Source organism: Aeromonas sp. S41-2 (genome assembly GCF_027705845.1).
GTDB classification, from domain to species: domain Bacteria; phylum Pseudomonadota; class Gammaproteobacteria; order Enterobacterales; family Aeromonadaceae; genus Aeromonas; species Aeromonas hydrophila.
Window position 1 is genome coordinate 533,161 of record NZ_JAPDCG010000003.1, and the last position, 12,741, is coordinate 545,901.

Annotated in this window: 10 protein-coding genes; 5 read left to right on the plus strand and 5 right to left on the minus strand. The window is 66.8% G+C overall.

Going from position 1 to position 12,741, the window contains the following annotated elements:
- Positions 1–71 precede the first annotated feature (71 nt).
- The 5 genes from mmsB to OKC44_RS10380 form a co-directional block, all read right to left on the minus strand.
- Complete coding sequence (gene mmsB / locus OKC44_RS10360) at positions 72–992, minus strand: 3-hydroxyisobutyrate dehydrogenase (protein ID WP_270812669.1); 921 nt, start codon at positions 990–992, stop codon at positions 72–74.
- A 27-nt stretch (positions 993–1,019) separates the two neighbouring features.
- Positions 1,020–2,126 (minus strand): enoyl-CoA hydratase/isomerase family protein, encoded by a 1,107-nt coding sequence (locus OKC44_RS10365; protein ID WP_270812671.1) that lies wholly within the window; start codon positions 2,124–2,126, stop codon positions 1,020–1,022.
- A gap of 59 nt (positions 2,127–2,185) precedes the next feature.
- Positions 2,186–2,998: an enoyl-CoA hydratase gene (locus tag OKC44_RS10370; protein WP_011705948.1), complete on the minus strand. Its 813-nt coding sequence runs from the start codon at positions 2,996–2,998 to the stop codon at positions 2,186–2,188.
- Positions 2,999–3,136: 138 nt separating this feature from the next.
- Positions 3,137–4,294, minus strand: a complete 1,158-nt coding sequence (locus OKC44_RS10375) for an acyl-CoA dehydrogenase family protein (RefSeq protein ID WP_241872302.1) — start codon at positions 4,292–4,294, stop codon at positions 3,137–3,139.
- Positions 4,295–4,359: 65 nt separating this feature from the next.
- Complete coding sequence (locus OKC44_RS10380; protein ID WP_029302904.1) at positions 4,360–5,871, minus strand: CoA-acylating methylmalonate-semialdehyde dehydrogenase; 1,512 nt, start codon at positions 5,869–5,871, stop codon at positions 4,360–4,362.
- Positions 5,872–6,116: 245 nt separating this feature from the next.
- On the opposite strand from OKC44_RS10380, the gene OKC44_RS10385 reads away from it, so the two are divergent.
- From OKC44_RS10385 to OKC44_RS10405, 5 genes are all read left to right on the plus strand, one after another.
- Positions 6,117–7,265 (plus strand): isovaleryl-CoA dehydrogenase, encoded by a 1,149-nt coding sequence (locus OKC44_RS10385; RefSeq protein WP_270812676.1) that lies wholly within the window; start codon positions 6,117–6,119, stop codon positions 7,263–7,265.
- Positions 7,262–8,863, plus strand: a complete 1,602-nt coding sequence (locus OKC44_RS10390) for a carboxyl transferase domain-containing protein (RefSeq protein ID WP_270812678.1) — start codon at positions 7,262–7,264, stop codon at positions 8,861–8,863. Before OKC44_RS10385 ends, OKC44_RS10390 begins: the two co-directional genes overlap by 4 nt.
- 9 nt (positions 8,864–8,872) lie before the next feature.
- Entirely contained in the window at positions 8,873–9,712 is an 840-nt protein-coding gene (locus tag OKC44_RS10395; RefSeq protein WP_270812680.1) for an enoyl-CoA hydratase-related protein, read from the plus strand.
- A 109-nt stretch (positions 9,713–9,821) separates the two neighbouring features.
- Complete coding sequence (locus tag OKC44_RS10400; protein WP_270812682.1) at positions 9,822–11,786, plus strand: acetyl/propionyl/methylcrotonyl-CoA carboxylase subunit alpha; 1,965 nt, start codon at positions 9,822–9,824, stop codon at positions 11,784–11,786.
- Positions 11,783–12,739 carry a hydroxymethylglutaryl-CoA lyase gene (locus tag OKC44_RS10405; RefSeq protein ID WP_270812684.1) on the plus strand — a complete coding sequence of 319 codons (957 nt, stop codon included), beginning with the start codon at positions 11,783–11,785 and terminating at the stop codon, positions 12,737–12,739. The genes OKC44_RS10400 and OKC44_RS10405 overlap by 4 nt, the downstream gene beginning before the upstream one ends.
- The last annotated feature ends 2 nt before the right edge of the window (positions 12,740–12,741 follow it).

Sequence of the window (12,741 nt, forward strand, 5' to 3'; positions counted from 1 at the left end):
AAATGCTCCTGGTGAGATGGCCGGTGACTGTCGAGTCAAAGACTATCGGGTAAAAAGGTAGATAGCGGCCCTTAATCCGGCGCTGTCTTGTCCCGATAGAGCTCGAGAATGCTGGAGAAATCCTTGTTCCCCTGCCCCTTGGTGGCGTGCAGGTTGAACAGGTTGCGGGCCAGGGCCCCCATCGGCACGGCGCTGTGGGCATGCTCGGCCAGCGCCATGGCCAATCCTAGGTCTTTGACCATCAACCGGGTCATGAAGCCCCCCTGATAGTTGCGCGACGCCGGTACGTTTTCCATCACCCCGGGCCAGGGGTTGTAGCGCTCGAGACTCCAGTTGTTGCCCGAGCTCTTGCCCATGATGGTGGAGAGCACGCCCGGATCCAGCCCCTCCTTGACCCCGAGCGCCAGCGCTTCCGCAGTGCCCGCCATGTGGATGGCGAGCAACATGTTGTTGCACATCTTGGCGATCTGGCCGGCGCCGAGCGCCCCGGCGTGAAACAGGTTCTGCCCCATGCAAGCGAGCACAGGTTTGGCCGCTTCAAAATCCGCTTGTTCGCCACCGACGATGAAGGTGAGCGTGCCCGCCGCCGCGCCGGCCACCCCCCCCGAAACAGGGGCATCGAGAAAACGGATGCCGCGCGCCTGCGCCGCAGCCCCCACCTGACGGGCCGAGGCCACGTCGATGGTGGAGCAGTCGATGACCAGGGCGCCGAGCGGCAGAGCTGCCAGCAGATCCTGCCCACCCCGCTCACCGGCACTCTCACCCAGCCAGAGGCTGCGCACATGCTCGCCCGCCGGCAGCATGCTGATCACCAGCTCGCAGCCGCTCACCGCCTCGCGGGCATCGCCGGCGGCGATGCAGCCGGCCTCGATGGCGCGGGTCAGGCTCTCGGCCACCAGATCAAACACCTGCACCGTGTGCCCCGCCCTGGCCAGGTTGGCGGCCATGGGGCCCCCCATGTTGCCAAGCCCGATAAATCCAATCCTTGTCATGGTCTGTTCCTTGTGTGTGATCGCCCGTCAGCAGGGACGCAGGGGGTTGTTCCCCTCGGGCCAACGATAGAAGTCATCCAGCCAGGCCTCGCCCGCCTGCGGGGCCTGCCAGCGGGGTGATTTGTCCTTGTCGATGAGCAGCGCCCGCACCCCTTCCACGAAATCCCCTTTGAGCACGCAGTTGACCGAGAGGGCCAGCTCGTCGGCAAACACCTCGGCCAGCGACTGGCGCCGAGCCTGCCAGAACTGGCGCCAGAGGATGGCACGGCTGATGGGGCTGCCACTCTGGCAGGTCTCCCGCGCCAGGGCCAGCGCCGGTTCGGCCAGCTCGGCCCCCGCGAGGCGTGCCAACACCCCTTGCAGGGAGCGGCCGGCCAACAGCGCATCGATGCGTTCCTGGTGGGGCAAGAGCACGGGGGCCGGCAGCGTCTGACCAAGGGATCGCTGCAAACCGGCCAGCAGCCCCTCAATAATCTGCTCGCCAGTATCGGCAGAGTCAGACCAGTCAAGGGTGGCGAGGCGCGCCGGCAGCTCCATCCGCTCGCGGCTCGCCATGGCGTGATCCGCCAGACCCAGGCCGATGGCATCCGCCCCGTTGAAGCGGGCCCCGGTGAGGCCGAGCCAGAGCCCGAGCCGCCCCGGCATGCGGCTCAAAAACCAGCTGGCCCCCACATCCGGATAGAGACCTATGGTCACCTCCGGCATGGCGAACAGGCTCTTTTCGGTGACCACTCTAAAACCAGCTCCGGCAAAGAGACCGATGCCGCCGCCCATGCAGATGCCGTCCGCCACGCAGATTAGGGGCTTGCTGTAGCGATGGATGTGATGATCGAGCCGGTACTCCTGCTCGAAGAAGTCGCGGGCATAGCCAAACAGTGCCGACTCGCTCGCCTCCTGTTTGCGGTAGTAGAAGGAGCGGATGTCGCCACCGGCGCAAAACGCCTTCTCGCCGGCCCCCTGCAGCAGCACGCAGACGATGGACGGATCTTGCTCCCAGCGGGTCAGCGCCGCCTGCAACAACTGGATCATCTCAAGGCTCAGGGCGTTGAGGGAGGCGGGGCTGTCCAGGGTCAGCATGCCGATGTGGTGGCCATCCGCCGTGGGGTGGGTCTCGATGCGCACAAGCTCACTCATGGCGAGCCCCCGCAGACAGGGTATCAGCCCCTGCGACATGGCGGACCGCCATCATTACCTCATTCATCCTTCACTCCCTCACTCTTTACCGGCTTGGATTGGTCGTAATGCCAGCGTGGGGCCCGCTTCTCGAGGAAGGCGGCCACTCCTTCACGCTGGTTGGCATCGTCAAACAGGGTGAGGAACAGGCTGCGCTCGAGCGGCAGTGCCGCGTCTCGATGGCTGCTGCGCCCCTGATTGATGAGCTGCTTGCAGGCGCGCAGGGCGCTCGGGCTCTGGCGCTCCACCAGCTGGGCCATCTGGTGCGCAGCTTCCCAGGCGTGGCCCTCCTTCACCACCTCTTCCACCAGCCCCATCTCGTAGGCCAGGGTGGCGCTCACCTTCTCGCCGCAGAGGATCATCCGCTTGGCCCAGCCCGGCCCCACCAGTTCGGTCAGGCGCTGGGTGCCGCCGGCGCAGGGCAGCAAGCCCACCGAGGCCTCCGGCAAGCCCAGCTTGGCCTGCTGCTCGGCAATGCGGATGTCACAGGCCAGCGCCACCTCGAGGCCCCCCCCCATGGCGTAGCCATTGATGGCGGCGATGCTGACCCCGTGAAAGCGGGCCAGCGCCTCGAAGGCGCGGCCAAAGGCCTCGGCCACTTCGCGGGCGTGCTCCAGGTTGCCGTCGGCAAACATGTTGAGATCGGCGCCGGCACAGAAGAATTTGTCCCCGGCCCCGCGGATCACCAGCGCCACCACGTCAGGGCGGCTGTCGAGCTCCACCATCATCTGCAAGAAGGCCTGCAGGCTGGCGAGGGTCCAGGTGTTGGCGGGAGGATGGTCGAGGGTGATGTAGGCCACGTGACCGTGATATTCGAGCCTGATCCTTGTCATTGCGTTGTCCTTGTCAAAAAACCTGCCCCATGATGACAGAGTTGAATGGAGCCGACCTGCAGCTGGCTCACAAAGCCTGACGTCGAGCCACACCAGCCCCGTCGTCAGGGCGGGCTGCCGGGCACAGCGGCCCTCCCGCTACTCCAGCGCCAGCCCGGGCTCGGCCAGCAGGCGGCGGGCGATGATGAGCCGCATCACTTCATTCGTCCCTTCCAGAATACGGTGGACCCGGGTATCGCGCAGGTAGCGCTCGAGCGGGTACTCGCGGATATAACCATAGCCGCCAAAGAGTTGCAGGGCGTCGTCGCAGACGCGGTGACCCACATCGGTGGCAAAACGCTTGGCCATGGCGCACCAGGCGCTCTTGTCTGGCGCCCCGGCATCGAGCCTGGCCGCCGCCTGGCGTACCAGCAGCCGGGCAGCCGCCAGTTCAGTGGCCATGTCGGCGAGGCGGAACTGCACGCTCTGAAATTCGCTGATCGGGTGGCCAAATTGCTGGCGCTGCTGCACATGGGCCAGGGCATCGTCGAGGGCCTGCTGGGCAGTGCCGACCGAGCAGGTGGCGATGTTGATGCGTCCACCATCGAGCGCCTGCATGGCGAATTTGAACCCTTCCCCCTCCTGCCCCAGCCGGTAACGGGCGGGGATGCGCACGGCGCTGAAGTTCACCTCCCGGGTGGGCTGGCTGTTCCAGCCCATCTTCTCCTCCGCCTTGCCATAACTCACGCCCGGGGTCTGGGCCGGTACCATGAAGGCGGAGATCCCCTTCGCCCCCTCGCCACCGGTGCGGGCCATCACCACCAGCACGTCGGTGCTGCCGGCGCCCGAGATGAACACCTTGCTGCCGTCGATGACGTAATCCTCGCCATCGCGCACGGCGCGGGTCTTGAGGGCCGCGGCATCGGATCCGGCGCCCGGCTCGGTGAGGCAGTAGGAGCCCAGCAGCTCGCCGCCGGCAAGCCTTGGCACCCACTCTTCGGCCACCTCGGGAGGCAGCCAGCTGCCCAGCATCCAGCTCACCATGTTATGGATGGTCAGATAGGCGGTGGTGGAGGTGCAGCCCATGGCGAGGCGCTCGAAGATGAGGCTGGCATCGAGCCTCGGCAGGCCGAGGCCACCGTACTGCTCCGGGGTGTAGAGGCCACAGAAGCCAAGCGCCGCCGCCTGCTTGATGGTAGGGATGGGAAACTCATGTTCCTTGTCCCAGCGCGCGGCGTGGGGCTTGAGCGCCTCCTCGGCGAAGGCGCTGGCGGCCTCCACATAGGCCTGCTGATCCGGGGTCAACGTAAAATCCATCTTGTTCGCTTCCTTGTACTTGTTCGATCCGTTTCTGTCAGTGGGTGCGCCCGGGCAACCTGCCATCAGCGCAGCTGAATGGTCATGTTGGGGCCGCTGGGAATGTCTTCGTCGAACCAGCGTTCGGTGACCGTCTTGGTCTCGGTGTAAAAACGCACCGCCTGCTTGCCGTAGGCGTGCAGATCTCCGTAGAAAGAGCCGCGCCAGCCGGTGAAGGAGAAAAACGGCAGCGGCACCGGGATGGGCACGTTGATCCCCACCTGGCCCACCGCCACCTCGTGACGAAACTTGCGGGCAGCAGCGCCACAACCGGTGAAGATGGAGGTGCCGTTGCCGTAGGGGTTGTCATTGATGAGGGCGAGCGCCTCATCGAGGCTCGCCACCTCGAGACAGGCCAGCACGGGCCCGAAGATCTCCTCCTGGTAGATGCGCATCTCGGGCGTCACGCCGCGAAACAGGGTCGGCCCCACCCAGTTGCCCACCGGGTAGCCGGGCACGTCGCAAAAACGGCCGTCCAGCAGGCACTCGGCCCCCTCGGCGATCCCCGCCTCGATGAGCCCCTCCACCCTGACTTTCGCCTCCGGGCTGATAAGGGGGCCGTAGGCGGCCTCGGGATCGTGCCAGACGCCGGGTTTCACCTTGGCGAACTCGGCGGCGAGCTCGGGGATCCACTCCCGGGCACTGCCCACGAACACCGCCACGCTGATGGCCATGCAGCGCTGACCGGCAGCGCCGACCCCGGCCCCCACCAGGTTGCTGAGCACCTGCGCCTTGTTGGCATCCGGCATGATCACCATGTGGTTCTTGGCACCGACAAAACACTGGGCCCGCTTGAGCTGCGAAGTGGCGCTGCGATAGACGTGACCGCCAACCCGGGCCGAGCCGACGAAACTGACCGCCTTGATATCGGGATGGGCCAGCAGCGCATCCACCTGCTCGGCGCCGCCGTGCACCACCGACAGAATGCCCTTGGGGGCACCCGCCTCGGCAAACAGCTCGGCCAGCCGCATGGGGGTGAGCGGATCCTGCTCGGAGGGCTTGAGCACGAAGCCGTTGCCGCAAGCCACCGCCAGCGGGAACATCCAGAGCGGGATCATGGCCGGAAAGTTGAAAGGAGTGATGCCAAGGCAGACCCCGAGCGGCTGCACCCAAGAGTGACCGTCGACCCGCCGTGCCACGTTGCCCATGGTCTCCCCCAGGGTTTGGCTGGCGATGGCGCAAGCCTGCTCCACCACCTCGATGCCGCGCCACACATCCCCTTTGGCATCCGCCAGATTCTTGCCGGTCTCCTGAGCCAGCAAAGCCGCCAGCTCATCGTGATGCGTCTTCAAGAGATGCTGGTAGTTGAACATCACCCGGGCTCGCTCGGAGGCCGGCACCTCCCGCCACAGCAGATAGGCGTCGTGGGCGGTGCGCACCGCCAGTTCAATTTCCGCCGAGGTGGCCTTCGGCACCCGCGCCAGCAGGCTCTGATCCGCCGGGTCGGTCACCTCGATCCACTGCTCGCTCGCGGAAGGGTACGCCTCCCCGCCGATGTGCAGTGGCACGTCGCCAAACCGGGTCTGATGGTTGTTCATGGGCACTCTCTCCTTGCTGGCACATCATGGGCCGTTTGCGGACGGACCATGGGCACTCCTGTGACGGGGGCCATCACGACCGGGCAATCGCCCTTGCCGTCATGGCGCAACAAATTTACCTTAGACTAACAATCAATTTACGTTTACGCTAACGTAAACTTAAATCGCAAATGGACTGACCAGTTTGGCCCCCTGTTTCAGCTCGGCCGCCAAGCTGTCATCCCCTTCATATGAGGAGAGCAAGGATGCATGCAGTGATGGACGAGACCCTGTGCGCCCTGACCGAGCAGGTCGAGGCCTTCTGCCAGAAAGTGATCGCGCCGCGGGCTGGCGACATCGATCAGAGCAATGTCTTCCCCCGCGATCTCTGGCCCCGCATGGGGGAGCTGGGTCTGCACGGCATCACGGTGGCGGAGGAGTATGACGGGGTGAACCTCGGCTATCTGGCCCACGTGCTGGTGATGGAGCAGGTGAGCCGCGCCAGCGCCTCGGTCGGCCTCTCCTACGGCGCCCACTCCAACCTCTGCATCAATCAGATCCACCGCCACGGCACGGCGGAGCAGAAAGCGCGCTACCTGCCGCAGCTGGTGAGCGGCGAGCATGTGGGGGCGCTGGCCATGAGCGAGCCGGGCGCCGGCTCCGACGTGGTGAGCATGCGCCTGACCGCGCTGCACGAGGGGGATCACTTCGTGCTCAATGGCAACAAGATGTGGATCACCAACGGTCCGGATGCCGACACCTTCGTCATCTATGCCAAGACCGATGCCGCCGCCGGCCCCAAAGGGATTTCTGCCTTTATCGTCGAGGCGGGGACTCCTGGTTTTTCCACCGCCCAGAAGCTCGACAAGCTCGGCATGCGCGGCTCCAGCACCTGCGAGCTGGTGTTTGACAACTGCCGGGTGCCGCAAGCGAACCTGCTGGGCCCCTTGCACGGCGGGGTCAAGGTGCTGATGAGCGGCCTGGATTACGAGCGGGTGGTGCTGGCGGCGGGCCCCCTTGGCATCATGCAGGCCTGCATGGACGTGGTGCTGCCCTATGTGCGCGAGCGCAAGCAGTTTGGACAAGCCATCGGCGAGTTCCAGCTGGTGCAGGGCAAGCTCGCCGACATGTATACCCGCCTCGCCAGCAGCCGGGCACTGGTCTACTCGGTGGCGAGCGCCTGCGATCAGGGCCGCACCAGCCGCAAGGATTGCGCCGCCGCCATCCTGTTTGCCGCCGAAAATGCCACCCAGATGGCGCTCGATGCCATCCAGCTGCTCGGCGGCAACGGCTACATCAACGAATACCCCACCGGCCGCCTGCTGCGGGACGCCAAGCTCTACGAGATCGGCGCAGGCACCTCGGAGATCCGCCGCTGGCTCATCGGCCGCGAGCTGATGGGAGATAATGCATGAGCAGGATCCACTCCCGCCTCGACACCGCCAGCCCCGACTATGAGGCCAATCGGGCCGCCATGCAGGCCCTGGTCGACGATCTCAATGCCCGCCTGGAGGAGATAGCCTTGGGCGGCGGCGCTGCCAACAACGCCCGCCATCAGGCCCGTGGCAAGCTGCTGCCCCGCGAGCGCATCAACCAGTTGCTGGACCCGGGTTCCCCCTTTCTCGAGCTCTCGGCGCTGGCCGGCTGGCAGGTCTATGACGAGCCGGTGCCCGCCGCCGGCATCATCACCGGCATCGGCCGGGTCTCTGGGCGCCTGTGCATGCTGGTGGTGAATGATGCCACCGTGAAGGGCGGCACCTACTACCCGCTCACGGTGAAAAAGCACCTGCGCGCCCAGGCCATCGCCGAGCGGCTGCGCCTCCCCTGCCTCTATCTGGTGGATTCCGGCGGTGCCTTCCTGCCGATGCAGGACGAGGTGTTCCCCGACCGGGATCACTTTGGCCGCATCTTCTACAACCAGTCCCGCATGTCGGCCCAGAACATCCCCCAGCTGGCGGTGGTGATGGGCCTCTGCACCGCCGGTGGCGCCTATGTGCCCGCCATGGCGGACGAGTCGATCATGGTCAGGGAGCAGGCCACCATCTTTCTGGCCGGCCCACCACTGGTCAAGGCCGCCACCGGCGAGGAGATCAACGCCGAAGCGCTGGGCGGCGCCGAGGTGCACTGCGCCCACTCCGGGGTGGCGGATCACATGGCCCGCGACGATGGCCACGCACTGGCCATCGCCCGCACACTGGTGACCCACCTGGGCAACGAGCCGGTAGAGACCAGCCCCGGCTATGAGCCCCCCTGCTACCCCATAGAGGATCTCTACGGCCTGGTGGGCACCAGCCTCAAGCGCCCCTATGACGCACGGGAGCTGATCGCCCGACTGGTGGATGGCTCGGACTTTGACGAATTCAAGGCGCTGTTCGGCACCACCCTGGTGACCGGCTTTGCCCGGATCTGCGGCATGCCGGTGGGGATCCTCGCCAACAATGGCGTGCTGCACAGCGACAGCGCCCAGAAAGGGGCCCACTTCATCCAGCTTTGCAACCGGCGCGCCATCCCGCTGATCTTTTTGCAGAACATCACCGGCTTTATGGTGGGAAGCCAAGCCGAGCGCGAAGGGATCGCCAAGCACGGCGCCAAGCTGGTCACCGCCGTGGCCTGCAGCCGGGTCCCCAAGATCACCCTGATCGTCGGCGGCAGCTTCGGTGCCGGCAACTACGGCATGTGCGGCCGCGCCTATGAACCCGATTTTCTGTTCAGCTGGCCCAACAGCCGCATCTCCGTCATGGGCGGCGAGCAGGCAGCCGGGGTGCTGGTGCAGGTGCGCCGGGACAAGCTGGCGGCCGAGGGCAAGAGCCTGAGCGAGCAGGAGGCGGTCGCCATCCGCGCCCCGGTGATCGAGCAGTATGAGCGTCAGGGTCACCCCTACTACGCCAGCGCTCGCCTGTGGGATGACGGCGTCATCGACCCGGCCCAGAGTCGCACCGTGCTGGCGCTGGCGCTGGCGGCCTGTCAGGGGGCCGAGACCGGCCCGGAACAGTACGGCATCTTCCGGATGTAAGGAGTTCACATGTCCGATCCACTCAGTCACGCTCTCCAGCCCGGTTTTCGGCTGGAGCGACACGGCCCGCTGGCCGAGCTGGTGCTCGACCGCCCGGCCCGCCACAACGCCTTTGACGCCGACCTGATGCTGGGGCTGCTCGACTGCCTCGACGAGCTGGCCCACACCCACGGCCAGGCCCTCGCCGATCGCCCCCACGCCTTGCTGCTGCGGGCCGAAGGCAAGTATTTTTGCGCCGGCGCCGACCTCAACTGGATGCGCAACCTGGCCCATGCCGATTTCGAGCACAACCGGGAAGACGCCCGGGTGCTGGCCCGGCTGATGCAAACCCTGGACGAGCTCCCCTTTCCCACGGTGGCGCTGGTACAGGGCGCCGCCTACGGTGGAGCACTGGGCCTCATCTGTGCCTGCGATCTGGTGCTGGCCGCCGATGACGCCCGCTTCTGCCTCTCCGAGGTGAGCCTCGGGCTGGTGCCCGCGGTGATCAGCCCCTACGTGGTGCGCGCCATGGGGATGCGCCAGGCCCGTGCCCTGATGCTCTGCGCCGAACCGTTCGATGCGGTGACCGCCTGCCGCCTCAACGTGGCGCACCGGCGCTGCCCACCGGATCAGCTGCTGGCCGAAGGACGCGCGCAGGCCCTGCGCCTGTGCCGCAACGGCCCGGAAGCGATGAAAGAGACCAAGCGGCTGCTGGCCGCCCTCGAGAGCCACAGCGCCAGCCTGCACGAAGAGAAAACTGTCGAGACCATCGCCCGGGTACGGGTCGGTCTAGAAGCCCAGGAGGGGATGCAAGCCTTCTTCGATAAACGACCTCCCGCCTGGCGCCCCCGTTTCAAGGACGAAGCATGACTCAATACCACCCCATCAAGCGCCTGCTGATCGCCAACTGTGGTCAAGATAACGGGAGTGTGGATCAACACGCTTCGCACTTGTGCGCCTTGAACAACAGGGAGCCAGCATGACCCATCACACTCCAATTAAGCGCCTGCTGATCGCCAATCGCGGCGAAATCGCCGTACGCATCATCAAGACCGCCCGGCGCCTCGGCATTCACACCATCGCCCTCTACTCGGACGCTGACGCCCGCGCCATGCATGTGCGAGAAGCCGACGAAGCCTGGCATCTGGGGCCTGCCCCCGCCCGGGAGAGCTACCTCGACACCGGCAAGGTGCTGCGCATCGCCCAGCAGGCCAACGCCGACGCCATCCACCCGGGCTACGGTTTTCTGTCCGAAAACAGCGACTTTGCCACCGCCTGCGAGCAGCGTGGTGTGCGCTTCATCGGCCCAAGCGGCGCCGCCATTCTCGCCATGGGCGACAAGTCGGGCGCCAAGGCGCTGATGCAGGCAGCCGGCGTACCGGTGCTGCCCGGTTATCACGGCGCGGATCAGCACCCCGGCTTTTTGCGCGATCAGGCAAGCCTGGTGGGCTTCCCGCTCCTTATCAAGGCGGCCAGTGGCGGCGGTGGCAAGGGGATGCGACGGGTCGATCAGCTGGCCGACTTTGACGACGCCCTGACGGCGGTCAAGCGGGAGGCAAGTTCTGCCTTCGGTGACGACCACGTGCTGCTGGAGCGCTATCTCGCCCGCGCCCGCCACGTGGAGGTACAGGTGTTTGCCGATACCCTCGGCAACGCCATCTATCTGGGGGACCGGGACTGTTCGTTGCAGCGCCGTCACCAGAAGGTGATCGAGGAGGCCCCCGCCCCCGACATTACACCGGCGCTGCGCCGCGCCATGGGCGAGGCCGCCGTCGCCGCTGCCCGGGCCATCACATATCGGGGAGCCGGCACCATCGAGTTTCTGCTGTGCGGGGAGGAGTTCTTCTTCATGGAAATGAACACCCGGCTGCAGGTGGAGCACCCGGTCACCGAGGCCGTCACCGGCCAGGATCTGGTGGCCTGGCAGCTGGCGGTGGCCGAAGGCAAGCCGCTGCCGCTCACCCAGGAGGAAGTGGTGCTGCGCGGCCACGCGGTGGAGGCGCGCCTCTACGCCGAGGACGTGGCCGCCGGTTTTCTGCCCGCCAGCGGCCCCATCCAATGGCTCCACTGGCCGGCTGGCGTGCGCATCGACACCGGCGTCAGTGCCGGCGATGCGGTGAGCCCCTATTACGACCCCATGATCGCCAAGCTGATCGCCCACGCACCGAGCCGCAGCGAAGCCTTTGCCAGCCTGGCCGACGCGCTGGCGGCGCTGGAACTCGGCCCCTTGGTGCACAACGGCCCGCTCTTGCTGCGCCTGTGCGAAGAGCCAGAAGTATTGGCCATGGGCCACCACACCCAGTGGCCCATTCCCACCGATACCCTGCCCGTCCCAGCGCTCGCCTGGCCGCTCGCCACCCTCTGGCTCGCCAGTCGCGAGCGCGGCGCCTCCCCCTGGCAGCAGGCCGCAGGCTTTCGGCTGGGCCCCACCCGCAGCTTTAGCGCAGCGGTGCGCATCGGCGAGGAGGCCCGAGTGCTGACCCTTGCCGAGCGGGCCGGCAGCCTGCTCTGGCAGGGCGAGCAGATCCCGTTCGAGCTCGGGGCGGATCAGATCCGCCTGCAGCAGGCCGACAGCTGGCAGCGCTACCCGCTGCACGCCCTCGGCGAGGGCGACTATCTGCTGCAACTGGCGGGCAGGCGCATCCGCTTTTCGGCTGATGATCAGCATCATCAGCTGCACCATGATCACGAGGCAGGCGACGCTCCCGGCATCCTGGCCCCCATGCACGGCATCGTCGTGGCGTTGCAGGTCGAGGCCGGCCAGCCGGTCAGCAAGGGGCAGCCCCTGCTGGTGCTGGAGGCGATGAAGATGGAGCACGTCCTCAAGGCCGACCGGGATGGAGTGATCGAGGCACTGCAGTGCCGCCAGGGCGAACAGGTGAGTCAGGGCGCCCTGCTGGTGCGCTTTGCCGAGCAGCATACCGCGCAGGAGGAGCGCTCATGAGCCGAGCACAGGAGAGCCGGGACGACAAGGTCAGCCTGGTGGAGATGGGGCCGCGGGACGGCCTGCAAAATGAGGCCGCCACCCTCTCACTGGTGCAGCGGCTGGAGCTCATCGCCCGCCTGGCCGAATGCGGGCTGCAGCGCATCGAGGTGGGCGCCTTCGTGTCACCCAGGAAGGTGCCGCAGATGGCGGATTCCGCCGCACTGTTCAACGCCCTGCCGCGCAGGGGGCCGACCCGCTATGGCGCCCTGGTGCCCAATCTGCAGGGTCTGCAGGCCGCCATTGCCGCCTGCGCCGACGAGATAGGCCTCTTCACCGCCTGCTCCGACGGCTTTACCCGGGCCAACATCGGCATCAGCGTGGAGGAGTCGCTGGTGCGCTTCGCCCCGCTGGTGCAGGAGGCGCGCAGCCTCGGCATCAAGGTGCGCGGCTACCTCTCCACCGTCATCGCCTGCCCGTTCGATGGCCCGACCCGGCCCAAGCGGGTCGCCGCCATGGCCGAGCGGCTGCTGGATCTGGGTTGCCACGAGATATCCCTCGGCGACACCATCGGCGTCGGCACCCCGGGCACGGTGGCCCCCATGCTGGATGCGGTGCTGCACGAGATCCCGGCCGGCCGGCTCGCGGTCCATTTTCACGACACCTATGGCCAGGGGCTGGCCAACCTGCTGCCGGCGCTGGAGCGCGGCATCCGCACCATCGACAGCTCGGTGGCCGGGCTCGGCGGCTGTCCCTATGCCCCCGGCGCCTCCGGCAACGTCGCCTCGGAGGAGGTGGTCTACCTGCTGCACGGCCTTGGCATGAGCACCGGCGTCGATCTCGACCAGTTGGCCGCCACCGGCCAGTGGGTCAGCGAGCAGCTCGGCCGCCCCAACGGCTCGCGGGTCGGCCGGGCCCTGCACGCCAATGCCGAGCGGCTGCGCACCCGGCTGTGCCAGCCATCCCCGCAATAAGG

Coding starts and splice junctions, on each gene's coding strand:
- OKC44_RS10405 (WP_270812684.1), top strand. CDS start 11,783: ATGAGCCGAGCACAGGAGAGCCGGGACGACAAGGTCAGCCTGGTGGAG.
- OKC44_RS10375 (WP_241872302.1), bottom strand. CDS start 4,294: ATGGATTTTACGTTGACCCCGGATCAGCAGGCCTATGTGGAGGCCGCC.
- mmsB (WP_270812669.1), bottom strand. CDS start 992: ATGACAAGGATTGGATTTATCGGGCTTGGCAACATGGGGGGCCCCATG.
- OKC44_RS10390 (WP_270812678.1), top strand. CDS start 7,262: ATGAGCAGGATCCACTCCCGCCTCGACACCGCCAGCCCCGACTATGAG.
- OKC44_RS10370 (WP_011705948.1), bottom strand. CDS start 2,998: ATGACAAGGATCAGGCTCGAATATCACGGTCACGTGGCCTACATCACC.
- OKC44_RS10395 (WP_270812680.1), top strand. CDS start 8,873: ATGTCCGATCCACTCAGTCACGCTCTCCAGCCCGGTTTTCGGCTGGAG.
- OKC44_RS10365 (WP_270812671.1), bottom strand. CDS start 2,126: ATGAGTGAGCTTGTGCGCATCGAGACCCACCCCACGGCGGATGGCCAC.
- OKC44_RS10380 (WP_029302904.1), bottom strand. CDS start 5,871: ATGAACAACCATCAGACCCGGTTTGGCGACGTGCCACTGCACATCGGC.
- OKC44_RS10385 (WP_270812676.1), top strand. CDS start 6,117: ATGCATGCAGTGATGGACGAGACCCTGTGCGCCCTGACCGAGCAGGTC.
- OKC44_RS10400 (WP_270812682.1), top strand. CDS start 9,822: ATGACCCATCACACTCCAATTAAGCGCCTGCTGATCGCCAATCGCGGC.